This is a genomic window from Aeromonas sp. SE22 (assembly GCF_038739755.1).
GTDB lineage: Bacteria > Pseudomonadota > Gammaproteobacteria > Enterobacterales > Aeromonadaceae > Aeromonas > Aeromonas jandaei.
The window spans coordinates 145,071-160,838 of the sequence record NZ_JBCGFD010000009.1 but is presented as its reverse complement, the minus strand read 5'-3'; the positions used below and the strand labels follow the sequence as shown (position 1 = coordinate 160,838).

The 15,768-nt window shown below is 61.2% G+C and carries 13 protein-coding genes and 1 tRNA gene; 10 read left to right on the top strand and 4 right to left on the bottom strand.

Going from position 1 to position 15,768, the window contains the following annotated elements; translation table 11 throughout:
• Positions 1-60: 60 nt before the first annotated feature.
• Positions 61-144, top strand: a tRNA-Leu gene (locus AAHA39_RS14855).
• Positions 145-319: 175 nt separating this feature from the next.
• Here the strand turns inward: AAHA39_RS14855 and AAHA39_RS14850 are convergent.
• Positions 320-2,152, bottom strand: a complete 1,833-nt coding sequence (locus tag AAHA39_RS14850; protein ID WP_182925993.1) for an SLC13 family permease — start codon at positions 2,150-2,152, stop codon at positions 320-322.
• Positions 2,153-2,411: 259 nt separating this feature from the next.
• Between AAHA39_RS14850 and pnuC the strand changes: the two genes are divergently transcribed.
• The 8 genes from pnuC to nifJ all read left to right on the top strand — a co-directional run bounded on the left by pnuC (position 2,412) and on the right by nifJ (position 12,066).
• The gene (gene pnuC / locus AAHA39_RS14845) at positions 2,412-3,128 is read left to right on the top strand and encodes a nicotinamide riboside transporter PnuC (protein WP_320656636.1); all 717 of its coding nucleotides are present in this window, start codon (positions 2,412-2,414) and stop codon (positions 3,126-3,128) included.
• 3 nt (positions 3,129-3,131) lie between these two features.
• Entirely contained in the window at positions 3,132-3,857 is a 726-nt protein-coding gene (locus AAHA39_RS14840) for a nucleoside phosphorylase (RefSeq protein WP_320656635.1), read from the top strand.
• Between the two features lie 104 nt (positions 3,858-3,961).
• Complete coding sequence (locus AAHA39_RS14835; RefSeq protein ID WP_320656634.1) at positions 3,962-4,633, top strand: Crp/Fnr family transcriptional regulator; 672 nt, start codon at positions 3,962-3,964, stop codon at positions 4,631-4,633.
• A 42-nt stretch (positions 4,634-4,675) separates the two neighbouring features.
• Positions 4,676-5,002 (top strand): N(4)-acetylcytidine aminohydrolase, encoded by a 327-nt coding sequence (gene yqfB / locus AAHA39_RS14830; RefSeq protein WP_320656633.1) that lies wholly within the window; start codon positions 4,676-4,678, stop codon positions 5,000-5,002.
• Positions 5,003-5,089: 87 nt separating this feature from the next.
• Positions 5,090-6,010 (top strand): alpha/beta hydrolase, encoded by a 921-nt coding sequence (locus AAHA39_RS14825; RefSeq protein ID WP_320656632.1) that lies wholly within the window; start codon positions 5,090-5,092, stop codon positions 6,008-6,010.
• Positions 6,011-6,071: 61 nt separating this feature from the next.
• Positions 6,072-6,452 (top strand): DUF1622 domain-containing protein, encoded by a 381-nt coding sequence (locus AAHA39_RS14820; RefSeq protein WP_033115688.1) that lies wholly within the window; start codon positions 6,072-6,074, stop codon positions 6,450-6,452.
• 199 nt (positions 6,453-6,651) lie between these two features.
• Positions 6,652-8,292 carry an alpha-glucosidase gene (locus AAHA39_RS14815; RefSeq protein ID WP_320656631.1) on the top strand — a complete coding sequence of 547 codons (1,641 nt, stop codon included), beginning with the start codon at positions 6,652-6,654 and terminating at the stop codon, positions 8,290-8,292.
• Between the two features lie 228 nt (positions 8,293-8,520).
• Positions 8,521-12,066 (top strand): pyruvate:ferredoxin (flavodoxin) oxidoreductase, encoded by a 3,546-nt coding sequence (gene nifJ / locus AAHA39_RS14810; protein WP_342690023.1) that lies wholly within the window; start codon positions 8,521-8,523, stop codon positions 12,064-12,066.
• Between the two features lie 111 nt (positions 12,067-12,177).
• On the opposite strand, the gene AAHA39_RS14805 is transcribed toward nifJ, so the two are convergent.
• Positions 12,178-13,542, bottom strand: a complete 1,365-nt coding sequence (locus AAHA39_RS14805; RefSeq protein WP_042029753.1) for an MDR family MFS transporter — start codon at positions 13,540-13,542, stop codon at positions 12,178-12,180.
• 171 nt (positions 13,543-13,713) lie between these two features.
• On the opposite strand from AAHA39_RS14805, the gene AAHA39_RS14800 reads away from it, so the two are divergent.
• On the top strand, positions 13,714-14,310 hold the full coding sequence (locus AAHA39_RS14800) for an HAD family hydrolase (RefSeq protein WP_041210029.1): 597 nt from the start codon (positions 13,714-13,716) through the stop codon (positions 14,308-14,310).
• 97 nt (positions 14,311-14,407) lie between these two features.
• Here AAHA39_RS14800 and AAHA39_RS14795 read toward each other — a convergent pair whose 3' ends face one another.
• Positions 14,408-14,665: a hypothetical protein gene (locus AAHA39_RS14795; protein WP_320657249.1), complete on the bottom strand. Its 258-nt coding sequence runs from the start codon at positions 14,663-14,665 to the stop codon at positions 14,408-14,410.
• Positions 14,666-14,927: 262 nt separating this feature from the next.
• Positions 14,928-15,725: a DUF1338 domain-containing protein gene (locus AAHA39_RS14790; protein ID WP_071913116.1), complete on the bottom strand. Its 798-nt coding sequence runs from the start codon at positions 15,723-15,725 to the stop codon at positions 14,928-14,930.
• Between the last annotated feature and the right edge of the window lie 43 nt (positions 15,726-15,768).

Below are 15,768 nucleotides of genomic sequence, written 5' to 3'. Positions count from 1 at the left end.
GCATCGCACTCATAATGCGGGGGTCACAGGTTCGAATCCCGTCATAGCCACCATCAATTTGCGGAAGTGGCGAAATTGGTAGACGCACCAGATTTAGGTTCTGGCGCCCTAGGCGTGAGAGTTCGAGTCTCTCCTTCCGCACCATTGAACGAAGTACCAAACAGACCAGCTTTATGCTGGTTTTTTTGTCTCTGAAATTTGCCTCTTTTTGCCCACTTTCCTGCGGCCCCCCCTTCCCGATCTTCTCAATACGGCTTTCACTTGCCCACAAAAAAGCGGCCCACAGGCCGCCAGATAAACACCTATTTGCCTCGAATGGTCAGAACGGGAAGAACCAGGGAATGGCCACCACGCTCACCGCCATCACCAGCAGGGTGAAGGGCACGCCGATACGGATAAAGTCGGCGAACTTGTAGTTGCCCGGCCCCAGAACCAGGGTATTCACCGGTGACGAGACCGGCGTCATGAAGGCGGCCGAGGCGGCGATGGCGATGGTCATGGCAAACGGATAGGGCGATACCCCCATCTGCTGCGCCGTGCCCAAGGCAATCGGCGCCATCAATACCGCCGTCGCCGTGTTGGAGATGAACAAACCGATCACGGCGCAGAGAGCAAACAGGCTGGCCAGCATCACTCGCGGCCCCATCTCCCCCACTGCGCTCATCAACCCGCCCACGATGAGATCCACCCCGCCGGTTTTTTGCAGCGCCAGCGCGAAGGGCAACATGCCGACAATCAGGATCAGGGTCGGCCAGTGGATCGACTTGTAGGCGCTCTCCATGTCGATGCAGCGAAACTTGCCCATCAGCAGACAGGCGATCAGCGCGGCAATGACGTTGGGCACCGGGTCGGTCACCATCAGCAGGATCATCACCCCGAGGCAGATGAGGGCGTGAATGGCCTGGCTGCGCGCTGGCGCCATCTCGTCTACCTCGGCCGGCAGCCCCATCAGCAGAAAGTCACGGCTGTGGGTTTGCAGCAGCCGGATATGACTCCAGTTGCCCACCACCAGCAGGGTATCCCCCATCTGCAGCGGCTCATCCACCAGCTTGCCACCCATCGTCTCGCCATCCCGGCGCAGCCCCACCACGCTCAAACCGTAGGTGGAGCGGAAGGTCACCTCGCGCACGGTTTTACCAAGCAGGCTCGACTCGGGAATAAGCGACACCTCGGCCATCCCCACCTCCCGCGCCTGATCGGAGAAGTATTCGCCGCGCAGGATCATCGGTTCGAGCCGCGCCTCGCTGCAAAACTCGCGAATGTCAATCTCGGGATCGGACATGTCGATCAGCAGCACATCCCTGGCCTGAAATTCACTGATCCCCGAGACCGGCACCATCACTCGACGAAACTTGCGCCAGCGCTCTACCCCGATGACGTGGGCGCCATAGCGGGCGCGCAGTTGCAACTCATCCAGGGTATGGCCAATCAGCGGTGAATCGGGCCGCAGCGCCAACCGGCGAGCCCGGCCGGTAAGTCGATAGTCGCGGATAAGGTCGCGAAAGGTTCGGCGTCCGCTCTGCTTGCCTTTGCCCTCTTCCCCCTCGCCCACCAGGGAGCCGCGTACCAGCAGCATGTAGACAATCCCGCACAGCAGGATCAGGGCGCCGAGCGGTGTAAAGCTGAAAAAGGTGAAGCCATGAATGCCATGACGCATCAGTTCACTGTTGACCACCATGTTGGGGGGGGTGGCCACCAGCGTCATCATGCCACTGATAAGCCCGGCAAAACCGAGCGGCATCATCAGCCGACCAGCCGGGATCCCCATCCGGTTCGCCACGCTCAGCACCACCGGGATGAAAATGGCCACTACCCCGGTGCTGCTCATCACCGCCCCCAGCGTCGCCACCGCCACCATCAGCAGCACCAGCAGTTTGGTCTCGCTGCTGCCCGCCACCTTCACCAGCGCATCCCCCACCTGATAGGCGATACCGGTTCGCACCAACCCATCCCCGACCACGAACAGGGCGGCAATCAGAATAACGTTGGGATCGCTGAAACCCGCCAGCGCCTCCGGCAGAGTGAGGGTGCCGCTCAGCACAAAGAGGATGATGATCAACAGGGCGACCACGTCCATCCGGACTTTATTGGTCATGAAGAGATAGATGGCACCCGCCAGCAGAGAGAGCACCCAGACAAGCTCGGAATTCAATGAAACCTCCTTTTACAACATGATTCTCCTCCCGGAGAGTGGACTCTATCAGACCACAGCCATGAGGCTATGGTCTTGTTACATATCAATAAAGTCCGGCCAGCTATCGCACCATAACCCATCAGCGCTTGAATAGGCGGTCATCGGATTGGATTTCTTTGATGTGTGCCAAGCACAGGGGGGACAAAAGTCCTGCCCGGCAGCTGCCGCACCACCTAGAATGGCACCCTCGCACTACCTCCATGCCAAGGATCAGAAAATGAGCATATTCGAGCTGTTCAGCATCAATAACACGCTAGTGACCATCCCGCTGGGCGGCGGCTACGCCATGTCGTGGATTGAAGCCATCGGTACCCTGTTCGGGCTGGCCTGCATCTGGTTCGCCAGTCAGGAGAAGACCATCAACTACCTGTTCGGTCTTATCAACGTCACCCTGTTTGCCATCATCTTCTTCCAGATCCAGCTCTACGGGCTTTTGCTCCTGCAGCTGTTCTTCTTCTGCGCCAACCTCTACGGCTGGTACGCCTGGACCCGCCCCGCCAACGAGCAGGGGGATACCCTGCAGATCCGCTGGCTCAGCAAATCCAAGCTCATCGTCACTGCCTTGGTGAGCGTGCTGGCCATCGCCCTGCTGGCCCGCTATATCGACCCGGTATTCGCGGCGCTGGCGCGCACCTCGGTCGCGTTGCTCAACCTGTTTGGTGCCGGACTTGCCACTCCCGAGCCCTCCCCCGATGCCTTCCCGTTCTGGGATGCCACCATGACGGTGCTCTCGGTGGTCGCCCAGATCCTGATGACCCGCAAATATGTGGAGAACTGGATCCTCTGGGTGGTCATCAACATCATCAGCATCGGTATCTATGCGGCGCAGGGTGTCTACGCCATGTCGCTCGAATACCTGATCCTGCTCTTTATCGCCGCCAACGGCACACGCCTCTGGGTGATTGCCGCCAAGCGCCAGCCACAGGGGGTATAAGCCATGACGCTGCTACCCCATCTCCAGTGCCGCCCCGACCAGATTGCCGAGCGGGTGGTGCTGTGCGGCGACCCGGCCCGGGTTGATCGTATCGCCAGCCAGCTCGACGAGTGCGAAGTCCTGGGCCAGCACCGGGAGTTTCGTCTCATCAACGGCCGTTATCAGGGAGTGCCCATCACGGTTTGCAGCACCGGCATCGGCGGCGCCTCGGCCATCATAGCGCTGGAGGAGCTGGTGCAGGCCGGTGCCCGCTCGCTTATTCGGGTCGGCTCGGCCGGTGCCCTGCAGCACGACATCGGTCTTGGCGACCTTATCGTGGTGGAAGGGGCGGTACGCAATGAGGGGGCCTCGCAGGCCTATCTGCCCGCCGAGTACCCCGCCTGTGCCGACATCTGGCTGCAAGCCGCCCTGCTCAATCAGGTGGCGGCCAGCGGCCAACCTCATTGGCACGGGCTGGTGCGCTCCCACGACAGCTTCTATAGGGATGATGAGCAGGAGGTGTGCCGCTACTGGCATGCCCGTGGCGTGCTGGGCGCAGACATGGAGACCGCCTCCCTGCTTGCCGTGGGGCGCCTGCGCAAGGTGCGGGTTGCCACCGTGCTCTGCAACGTGGTGCTGTTCGAGCAGGATGTGCAGGATGGGGTCAATGAGTACGCCAACGCCGAGCAGGCCATGATGAACGGCGAGCGAAACGCCATCGCCGCCGCCCTCCACGCCCTGGTGCAATAACCCGCAAACCGTTAATCACGGCACATTCGACAGGAGGCGGGCTGGTATCCGGCCCGCGCTCTTGTTAGCCTCATGGCCCTCGTCATCGGTGCGACAGGTACGTCATGCAGCAACAGCCCTATCCCCTCGGTCGTTTTCACGCCGAACTCGCCAAACTGGAACCCCGCTTTGCCGCGGCGCTGGAAGCGTGCACCCTGTTTCTGCGTCGCTACCTGCCGGGCGAATCCATCATGCGGCAGGGGGTGCTGAGCGAGCAGCTCTATCTGGTGGGCGCAGGGCGGGTCTCCCTCAATAGCGCCGTCCACTCGGGCCGCATCTTCCAGCTCGGCGAGATTGAGTGTCACAGCCAGATCTTCGGCGAAATGGAGTTCTTCAGCGCCACCCCGGTGCAGTGGAACGTGGTGGCCGAGACCGAACTCGACGCCCGGGTCATCTGTGCCGACAAGCTGGCCCAGCGCCTGCTGGCCGAGCCAGAGCTGACCCTCTTCTTCGCCGCGGCGCTTGCCAGCGACTATCTCGATACGCTGGAGATCACCACCAGCCGACTGCTCCACCCCATCGCCTACAACATCGCCTATGAGTTGTGGCGAGAACGCCAGCGCACCCCCATGCTGGGGTCACGCAAGCGGGCCCACGAGGCGGCGCGCTTCGGCACCACAGAGCGGGTTTACCGCCGCGCCCTCAAGGAGCTGGTTGAACAGGGCATAGTTGCCGACGGCAGCGACGGCCCCGTTATCGCCGATCTGACCAGGCTGCGCGCCTATCTCGACCTTTGATTTCCATTCATCCCATTTCGATTCACCCTGTCAGGAGTCACCATGTCTACTCACACCTATCCAGAGTTCACCTTCTTCAGCCGCTTCGTTGCCGACATTCAGGCGGGCCGCAAGACCATCACCATCCGCGACGAGAGCGAGGCCAACTGGCAGCCCGGCCAGCGGCTGGCGCTGTTCACCAACCCGGAACACCAGCCCTTTGGCACCATCGAGGTGCTCTCCGTCAATGCTGTAGCCTTCAATGAGCTCAATGACGAACACGCCCGTCAGGAGAACATGACCCTCCCCGAGCTCAAACAGGTAATCCGCGATATCTACCCCGCTCTGCCGCCGCTCTATGTGATTGAATTTCAGCTGCTTGAAGCATGATTTTGTGAGCTGCCTCAGCTAACACCGGTTGCGCTCTCTGGCTAAAGGCGCAAAATAACTGTTTTTATATACAGTTATTGGTGCGTTATGGATATACAACTTGAACCGGCCATTGCGGCCATGGTGGCGGAGTTCATCGCTGCAGGCCGCCCCAAGGCGAGTAGCCTGAGCTGGCAGGCGCGACGTGAAGGCTATCTTGCTTCGGCCATCTTGGGCGGTGAACGGGAGGAGGTTGGCGCTATCGAAGAGTGGCAACATGGCCATTATTCCATTCGCCTCTATCAGCCAGCGTCCACCTCAAGTGCAAGCCGTCCGGCCCTGATCTACTTTCATGGCGGCTGTTTTGTCAGTGGCGAGTTCGACACCCACGACCGCCAGATGCGCATGCTGTGTAATCGCGCCGAGGCACTGGTGTTCGCGGTACATACCCGCCTTGCCCCTGAACACACCTATCCTGCAGCACACGACGACGCACTGGCTGCTACGCTCGCCATCATGGCCGATGTGGAGAAATGGCATGGGGATCCGGCACGGATTCTCCTTGCGGGCGACAGTGCCGGCGGGCACATCGCCCTGATCACAACATTGCGACTCAAGGAGCAAGGCGCCCCTTTGCCTGCAGCCCAACTGCTCATCTATCCGATGCTCGATGCTGCGGGCGACAGTGACAGCTATCGGCAGCTAGGGGATGACTACCTCATCACCCGCGACATGCTGTTAAGCGGTTTTCACGCCTATCTGGGCGAGCTACCCGCCACTCATCCCGAAGCCAGCCCGCTCCACTATTCCGACCTATCAGGATTACCACCGACCCATATCATAACGGCGGAATATGATCCGCTGCGCGATGAAGGGGAAGCCCTCTATCGCAAACTGCTGCAAGCCGGTGTCACAACCACCTGTCAGCGGCAACTGGGGGTTATACACGGCTTCTTCCAACTGGCCGGAGTCAGCCCCGCTGCGCGTCAGCTCATTGAACAGCTCTCACTGTTTATCAGGAGACTCTGATTTGGCCTTTGCCGAGCGATATGTTAATAGTGTCCTCTTTTGAATCATGGAGGTGACCCGAGTGTTTGAGATAGCGAGCCTGAGAGAAGGGATGATGCACGGGGTCGAGCTGTTCCAGCTGCTGCTGGAGATCATCTCCATCGCCTGTGTGGTGATAGGGCTTGGCAAGACCCTCTGGCTGGCGGCACGGATGGAGGATCACGAACCGGGCTTTCCGCGCATTCGCCTCTGTTTCGGCAGTTGGCTCATCTTGGCGCTGGAGTTCCAGCTCGCCGCCGACATCCTGGCCACCACGGTCGCGCCAAGCAAGGAGGAGCTGATCCGCCTTGCCATCATCGCGGTGATCCGCACCTTCCTGAACTACTTCCTCGGCAAGGAGCTGGAAGCCCAGACCGAACGGCAGCAGGAGCAGCGCAGCGAGCAGGCCAAAGCTGCTCAATAACTTGTTTCCTGCATAGCATCAGCGCTAAGTGCCATGCCATCCCGACCACTACCGTGGCTTGGGATGGCACCTTTGTGACCCTTCCCGCACTTTTGGCAATCAGCCAACTATGGAACCCTTTTCAAGGTTTCCCCTGCCCTGTCGAGTAGCAGCTCATCTGCGTAAGATAGAAAATCTTCTCCCCCAATCGGCCAAGCTGATGAATACGCACTCCCTTCACACGCCCGATATCGACCTCGATAGCTGTGTCATCTACCAGATCTACCCCATGAGTTTTCAGGACAGCGATGGCGACGGACTGGGCGACATCAACGGCATCCGTCAGCGCCTCGGTTATCTGGCCACCCTCGGGGTCGATATGCTCTGGCTCACCCCCATCTATCGATCCCCCAAGCGGGACAACGGCTATGACGTGGCGGACTACCGTGCCATCGACCCCGCCTTCGGCACCCTGACCGAGATGGAGCAGCTGATCGCCGAAGCGGCCGCCCACGGCATCGGCATCATGATGGATATCGTTGCCAACCACACCTCCACCGAGCACGAGTGGTTTATGAAGGCACTGGCCGGGGATCCCCGTTATCAGGGTTATTACGTATTCCGGGATCAAGCCTTTGTCGATGCTCACCCCATTACCTCGATTTTTGGCGGCAGCGGCTGGCAGTATGTGCCAGCGCTTGATCGCTACTACCTGCACAACTTCGATCCCAGTCAGGCCGATCTGGACTGGGACAACCCTGATGTGCGTGCCGAAATGGCAGAGGTGATCAACTTCTGGCTGGGCAAAGGGATCAAGGGATTTCGCTTCGATGTGATCGACATGGTGAGCAAGGAGTGGGACCGGCTTGCCATGAGCAACGGCCCGCGCCTGCACGACTATATCCGCGAGCTCAATGCCGCGAGCTTCGGCGGCAAGGGGATCATTACGGTGGGGGAGACCTGGGGGGCCGATCTCGCCCATATGCAGAACTATTCGAACCACGATGGCAGCGAGTTCAGCATGGTGTTCAACTTCGAGCATCTGGGGCTCGGCAGTGACAAGTGGTCATCCCGCTTTGATCCCCTCGCCTTCAAGCGAGCCATGGCCCGCCACCAGCAAGGGCTGCACGGACGTGGCTGGAACAGCCTGTTTCTCGGCAACCACGACCTGCCTCGCGCCGTCTCCCGCTTTGGCGATGACAGGCCTGAGTGGCGGGAAACCAGCGCCAGGCTGTGGGCCATGGTGCTGCACATGATGCAGGGCACCCCCTTCATCTATCAGGGGGAGGAGCTCGCCATGACCAACCGCCACTGGCAGCCGGGCGAGCTGCGCGATGTGGAAGCCATCAACTACCGCGCCAGCCAGTCAGGGCTGGCTCCTGCCGAGCTGAGTCGGCGGCTCGATGCCATCGGCCGCGACAATGCCCGCACCCCGATGCAGTGGGACGCCGGCCCCCACACCGGATTCAGTACGGCCACGCCCTGGATTGCCCTCAATGCCAACCACGTCGAGATAAATGCTGACGAGCAGCTGGCCCGCCCCGACTCGCCGTTTCACTGCTATCGCCAGCTCATCGCCCTGCGCAAGGCTCACCCGGTCGTTCGCTACGGCAATTTTGAACTGCTGGATGGGGATGATCCCGAGCGCATCGGCTATCGCCGCCACTGGCAGGATCCGGCCAGCGGAGAGCGGCACACCCTGCTGCTGCTCGCTAATCTCACGGCGAACCCCTTGCCGATGCCCCACTTCGACAAGGTGGCAGACGAGATGCGGTTGCTGCTGGCCAATTACCCAAGCGAACCGATGCAGCTCTTCGCCCCTTATCAGTGCGCCATCTGGCTGCAAGTGGAGCAGGGTTAACCCCGTGCTGACGGGCCATGTCAATGGCCCGTCAGCCACCTCCCGTTTGCTGTCAGCAGAAAATCATGCACCCACGCGGTGGGATTAAATTAACCACTATTACTGACTTATTAATTGATTATTTATCCCGTTTGATACGCTCTCATTGCCCCTCTTACTATGCCAGCGACCTATCCATTGCCGATGCAACTATCGGCCTTCAAACTGGCATAGCAAAGTGGAAAACACATGATCACCACAGACGGGAATAACGCAGTCGCCTCGGTGGCGTACCGCACCAGCGAAGTCATCGCCATCTACCCCATCACCCCCAGCTCGGCCATGGCTGAGCAGTCGTCGGCCTGGTCGAGCGAGCGGGGCAAAAACCTTTGGGGGGATGTGCCCCGGGTTGTCGAGATGCAGTCGGAAGGGGGCGCCATCGCCGCCGTCCACGGCGCCCTGCAGACCGGCGCGCTGGCGACCTCGTTTACCTCGTCGCAGGGTTTGCTGCTGATGATCCCCAACCTCTACAAGCTGGCGGGTCAGCTCATCCCCTTCGTGCTCCATGTGGCGGCGCGCACCGTGGCGACCCACGCGCTATCTATCTTTGGCGATCACTCGGACGTGATGGCGGTGCGCCAGACCGGCTGTGCCATGCTCTGTGCCAGCAATGTGCAGGAGGCGCAGGACTTTGCCCTGATCTCCCAGATAGCGAGCCTCAACAGCCGCCTCCCCTTTATCCACTTCTTCGACGGCTTTCGTACCTCTCACGAGATCGCCAAGATAGCGCCGCTCGCTGACGACACCCTGCGTGCCCTGCTGCCCGCAGAGGCCATCCGAGCCCATCGTGACCGGGCGCTCACCCCCGACAAACCGGTCATTCGCGGCACTGCCGCCAACCCGGACACCTACTTCCAGTGCCGGGAGGCGAGCAACCCCTGGTATGACGCCGCCTATGGCCATGTGAGCGAGGCGATGCAGGCTTTTGGCGAGCAGACCGGCCGCCACTACCGGCCATTTGAATATGTCGGCCACCCGCAGGCGGAGCGGATTGTGGTGCTGATGGGCTCAGCCATCGGCACCTGTGAAGAGGTGATCGAGCGCCTGCTGGCCCAAGGGGAGAAGGTAGGTCTGGTGAAGGTGCGGCTGTTCCGCCCCTTCTCGGCCGGGCACCTGTTGGCCGCGATTCCCGAGAGTGCCCGCTCCATCGCCGTGCTGGATCGCACCAAGGAGCCGGGCGCACAGGCCGAGCCCCTCTATCTCGACGTGATGACGGCGCTGGCCGAAGCGGTCAGCCGGGGCGAGCGGGCAAGCCTGCCGCGGGTTATCGGCGGTCGCTATGGCCTCTCCTCCAAAGAGTTCGGCCCCGCCTGCGCGCTGGCGGTGTTTGCCGAACTGGCGCAAGAGAACCCCCGCCCGCGCTTTACCGTCGGCATCTTCGATGACATCACAGGTCTCTCGCTACCACTGCCCGCGCTGGATTCGCAAAGCCCGATCCACAGCCAGCAACACAAGCTGGAGGCGCTCTTCTACGGCCTTGGCAGCGATGGCACCGTCTCGGCGGCCAAGAACAGCATCAAGATCCTCGGCAACCACACCGACCTCTATCCGCAGGGCTATTTCGTCTACGACTCCAAGAAGGCGGGCGGCCTCACCGTCTCTCACCTGCGGGTGGGCGAGCGGCCGCTGCAGTCGGCCTATCTGGTGGAAGAGGCGGACTTTATCGGCTGCCATCAGTGGCAGTTTGTCGACAAGTACCGGATGGCGGAACGCTTGAAAGCGGGCGGAATCTTCCTGCTCAACACCCCCTACAGCGAAGCGGAGATCTGGCAGCGCCTCCCCAGCGAGGTGCAGCATGCCCTGCGCGAGAAAGAGGCGCGTTTCTACATCATCAACGCCGCCAAAATTGCCCGCGACTGCCGGCTCGGCAACCGCATCAATACCGTGATGCAGATGGCCTTCTTCCAGCTCAGCGCCATCATTCCCCCCGCAGAGGCGACCAGCCTGCTGAAGCAAGCCATCGCCACCAGCTATGGCAACAAGGGGCAGACACTGCTCGAGCGCAACTGGATGGCACTGGAGGCAACCTGCGCCGCCCTGACCCGGGTGCCGCTGGGTGAACTGGATCCCGCCAGCCGCCCCCGCCCGCCGGTGGTTTCCGCCAAGGCCCCCGATTTTGTCCAGACCGTCACCGCCGCCATGCTGGCGGGGCAGGGGGACAACCTGCCGGTCTCCGCCTTCCCGCCGGATGGCACCTGGCCGGTCGGCACCACCCGCTGGGAGAAGCGCAACATCGCCAAGGAGATCCCCATCTGGGAGGCGGAGCTCTGCACCCAGTGCAACTACTGTGTCGCCGCCTGTCCCCACTCGGCCATTCGCGCCAAGGTGGTGGAAGCGGATGCGCTGGCCGCGGCTCCCGCTACCCTGGATGCGCTGGATGTGAAATCCCGTGATATGCGCGGCCAGCAGTACGTGCTGCAGGTGGCGCCGGAGGATTGCACCGGCTGCAACCTCTGCGTCGAGGTGTGCCCGGCCAAGGATCGCAGCAACCCGGATCGCAAGGCGATCAATATGGCTTCACGCCTCGATCACCTCGACGAGCAGAAGGCCAACTACGACTTCTTCCTCGATCTGCCAGAGCGCAGCGCCGAGCAGCTGGAGCGCATCGACATTCGCACCTCCCAGCTCATCTCGCCGCTGTTTGAATACTCGGGCGCCTGCTCCGGCTGTGGCGAGACTCCCTACATCAAGCTGCTGACCCAGCTCTATGGCGATCGACTGCTGATTGCCAACGCCACCGGCTGCTCGTCCATTTATGGCGGCAACCTGCCTACCACCCCCTACACCACCAACGCCGACGGGCGCGGGCCGGCCTGGGCCAACTCGCTGTTTGAAGACAACGCCGAGTTCGGACTGGGCTTCCGTCTTACCGTCGATCAGCACAGGGAGCGGGTGCGCCGTCTGCTGGCGAGCCTGGGCGACACCATACCAGCAGCGCTGCGCGAGGCGCTCGGCGATGCCACCCTGCCGGTTTCCGAGCAGCGGGCCCATATCCAGCAGTTGCGAGCGCTGCTGCAGGAGAGCCCGATCCCGGCAGCCCAAGAGCTGGCTCGCGATGCGGACTATCTGGTGGAAAAATCGGTCTGGCTCATCGGCGGCGATGGCTGGGCCTACGACATCGGCTTTGGCGGACTCGACCATGTGCTGAGTCTGGGGGAGAACATCAATGTGCTGGTGCTCGATACCCAGTGCTACTCCAACACCGGCGGCCAGCAGTCGAAGGCGACGCCACTCGGTGCCATCACCAAGTTTGGCGAGCAGGGCAAACGCAAGGCACGCAAGGATCTCGGGGCCAGCGTGATGATGTATGGCCACGTCTATGTGGCGCAGATCTCCCTCGGCGCCCAGATGAACCAGACAGTGAAGGCAATTCAGGAGGCGGAAGCCTACCCGGGCCCCTCTCTCATCATCGCCTACAGCCCCTGCGAGGAGCATGGCTACGACATGGCCGAGAGCCACGAGCAGATGAAGCAGCTGACCGCCACCGGCTTCTGGCCGCTCTACCGCTTCGATCCGCGCCGCGCTGACGAGGGCAAACTGCCGCTGGCGCTCGACTCACGAGCACCCAATGCCTCGCTGGCCGAGACCTTGCGCCACGAGCCCCGCTTCCAGCGGCTGGAACGTCAGCTGCCGGAGGTGGCCAGCCAGCTCTATCAAGAGGCGGAGCAGGAGGCCAACCGCCGCTTCGCCTGGCTGAGCCAGCTGGCGGGCAAGGAGGGGCAGGCGCAGGAGTAATCTGCGAATGGCTTGATGGCAACAGCCACTCTATTCGCCAAATAACAATCAGGGCTCCCCGCGGGGAGCCCTGATGCTATCTATGGTGAGCCAATGTCGGCGCAGGCCTGATCAGGCACTGATGGAGGCCAGCTCGTGGCGCTTCAACGCCAGCAATGTGATGAGCAGCGCCAGCGTGGCGATCAGTGCCATGCCGATATAGGTCGCGCTGAAGCCCGGAGCCAGCAGATCGGGGGCGAGCCGGCTCAGATCGCCATCACTGCCGGCTGGCAGGCGGAAGTGGAACAGCATGGAGCAAATGGCCACGCCGACGGCACCGCCGAGCTCCCGTCCGAAGTTGAACAGAGACATGCCGATGCCGCGATCCTGCCGCGGCAGGGCATTCTGCACCACCACGGAGAGGGCGGGCAGCACCAGACCGAGACCGATACCGGCAAACCCGAGCGCCAGCCTGACCCAGGCATCGAAGTGGATCTGCCACAGAGCCACCGCCGCGAGGCCAAAGCCCACCGCGACAAAGCTCTTGTAGTGGCCGGTACGGCCAATCAGCTTGCCGCCGACAAAGGCACCGGCAGTGATGCAAATCATGAAGATGACCATGATGGCGCCGCTCTCGCTGGCGCTCATCCCCTTCTGCCACTGCATCTGCAACGGCAGATAGACCAGCACGGCAAACATCAGCAACTGGGAGAGCATCACCAGCAGCACGCTCACCAGATAGCCGGGCAGCCGGGCCAGATGGGCGGGCAATATGGGGTCGTGGGCACGCCGTTCAATCAGAATGAGCAGCAGCAGTGCAACGCCCAGCGCCGCCGAGAGCCAGACGGCAGGTAACGCCGCCTCCGGCGAGAGCAACAACAGGGTGAGCGTGGTGACGGTAATCAGCAGACCCGCCCCCTTCCAGTCGAAGCGACTGTGGCGACGCACGTTGAGCTGCTTGAGGTTGCGGTTGATGAGAAAGACTGCCAGCGCCCCGAGCGGCAGATTGATCCAGAAGATCCAGCGCCAGCTGAGCTGCTCGGTGAAGTAGCCGCCGAGCAAGGGGCCGGCGATGCTGGAGACCGCATAGACCGCCGAAATGTAGCCCTGATACTTGCCCACCTCCCGCGGCGGAATGGTGTCGGCAATCACGGTAAACGCGAGGGCAATCAGGCCGCCACCCCCCAGCCCTTGCAGCACCCGCGCTGCCAGCAGGGTCTGCAGATCCTGGGAGAGGGCGCAGGCCACCGAGCCCGCCAGAAACAGGCCGATGCCGATATTGAGCATCCGCACCCGGCCAAAGAGATCGCTCAGCTTGCCGTAGAGGGGCAGCACGGCGGTGGCCGCCAGCAGGTAGGCAGTGACCACCCAGGTGAGGGCGCCACCGGCATGCAGCTCGGCGCCAATCATGGGCAGCGGGGTAGTGACGATGCTTTTTTCCAGTGATCCCAGTGCGATCACCAGCGCCACACTCGAGAAGATGGTTTTCGGGGACATAAGAGGACTCGCTAATCTGATATGCCAAAGGATCCGGCATTGAGCGAATTATTGTCTCACAAATCAGCAAGAGAGAGAAAAAACCACGGCCGGCCATCCTCAACCATGAGGCCGATCCCACAATCCAGGTCCCTGATCTGCTAGCCTGCCCTATTTAGCCAAGGAGTCCCCATGAGCGAGCAGTACCGGTTTGATCACTACGATGCCCTGATTTTCGATATGGATGGCACTCTGGTTGATTCCATGCCCCTCCACCTCGATGCCTGGGAGCTCACCTGCGCCGAATTCGGCATCCCCTTCAAGCGGGAGCAGCTCTACCAGTACGGCGGCATTCCGACTCGCAAGATCATCGCCATGCTGGCCGAGCAGCAGGGACTGGAGGTAGATACCGACGCCTTCGCCCGCCGCAAGATTGCCCTCTATATGGAGCATATCGACAAGGTCAGCGTCTTCCCCCGGATGTGGGAGCTGGTCAGGCACTACCACGGCAAGGTGCCGATGGGGATTGGTACCGGTTCACCGCGCAATCAGGCGGAGTCGATCCTGAAGAGTACCGGTCTCGATGCCTATATCTCTGTGGTGGTGAGCGCCGATGACGTCATCAACCACAAGCCACACCCGGACACCTTCTTGCAGGTAGCCGAACAGCTGGGGGCCAATCCGGCCAACTGTCTGGTGTTTGAAGATACCCAGATCGGGCTTGAGGCTGGCAAGGCAGCAGGTATGGATACCGTGCTGGTGCTTGAGGGGGAGTGGCACCCGAGATAACAGGGACATCGCCACCGCGCCAGGGTACAACTGCAATCATTTTCGGGGAGCCTGTCTGCTCCCCGACTCGTATCTGGCTGGCGCCTGTTTGCCCAACCTATTTGCCCGAGAGGGAGGCCGCAGATACAGGTACTTCAGACACCGTGAGAGTAAAGCTATCGGCATGCAACTCATGCTGCTTCTGATGAGCGCACAGCAACTCCAGCGCCTTGCTCGGACTATCCGCAAAGGTGGGCGCCGCAATGGCAGCAAAACCCTGCGCAACCAGATGTCGACGCTCATCGCTATAGCTGGGTGCATTCGCATCGAGATAGGTAAGCGACTGACCTTGCTTGAAAAAGTGATAGTTAGGCATCGATTGGCCCCGCAAAAATAAAGCGTCATTCTACTCCTTTTTGCCCGCTTGCCTGCGTCAATCTGTGGCGTATCGAGTGATCTCGTTCACATTTTTATCAACAATTCGGCCACACCAAACACCAGCAAAACCCATACCCCCTCTCCTCTTAAGTCATTGATAACCGGAGAGGGAGCCGCCACCAACTGCAAACAAAACGCCTCCACAGGGGAGACGTTCTCATGCCAAGTGGCACGGCACAACCCGTGCCGATCACCGACCCTTACATGGCGTTGGTCGATTCGAAGATCTTGTCGGCCGACGCCTCGACGAAGCCCGGATAGAGCACGCCATCTGGCTGCGGGTAGCGCAGGGCGAATTCATAGAAGCAGCTCGGGATGGTACGCACCCCATCGCTGAACGGCACATCCGCCTTGTCGGCCATGGTGGAGGATTGCTCCAGCATGACCTGCGGATCTCCCTTCACCTCGCCACCCACGCTGTTGAGGACAAAACCCGCCGCCTTGAGCGCCGCGTTGACCTGTTCGATGGTATCGAAGTCCTTCAACTTGTTGATATTGACCGTGAAGTGGTTGGCACGATAACCCCAGGCTGCCATCCAGGCTGCATACTCGCTCTCCGCCAGCAGGGTCTGGTAGTCGGCGTAAGAGACCTGCCAGGGGGCACCGGCGTAGAGAAACGCCGGGGTATCGGTCAGATGCTCGGGCACCTGATCCGCCAACTTGTGGATGATGGCCTGCGCGCCTGCGGAGAGCTCTTCGACCTTCAGCTCGCTGATAAACACCTTGGGAGCATCGGGATCCTTGTGCTCAAAGTGCTTGGCGTTGAGCTTCTTCGCCTTGAACACATACTCCCCCTTCTGCTCGTAACCCAGCGCCAGAAAGTGGGCGGCCAGCTTCTCCAACCCCAGTTTGGGCAGGTTGTAGGTCCGAAAGGCGATGTGGTCGTTGATGATGGGCTCACCGCCCCCCAGCAGGGCATGCACTTTAAGGGCGCTCGGCGTCACCTTGATGTAGTTGTCCCACAGATGACTGAACAGGGTGTCGATATCCTTTTGCATCTCTCTTTCCTTTGATTGCGGGTACGAAACGGGGCCCCGACGG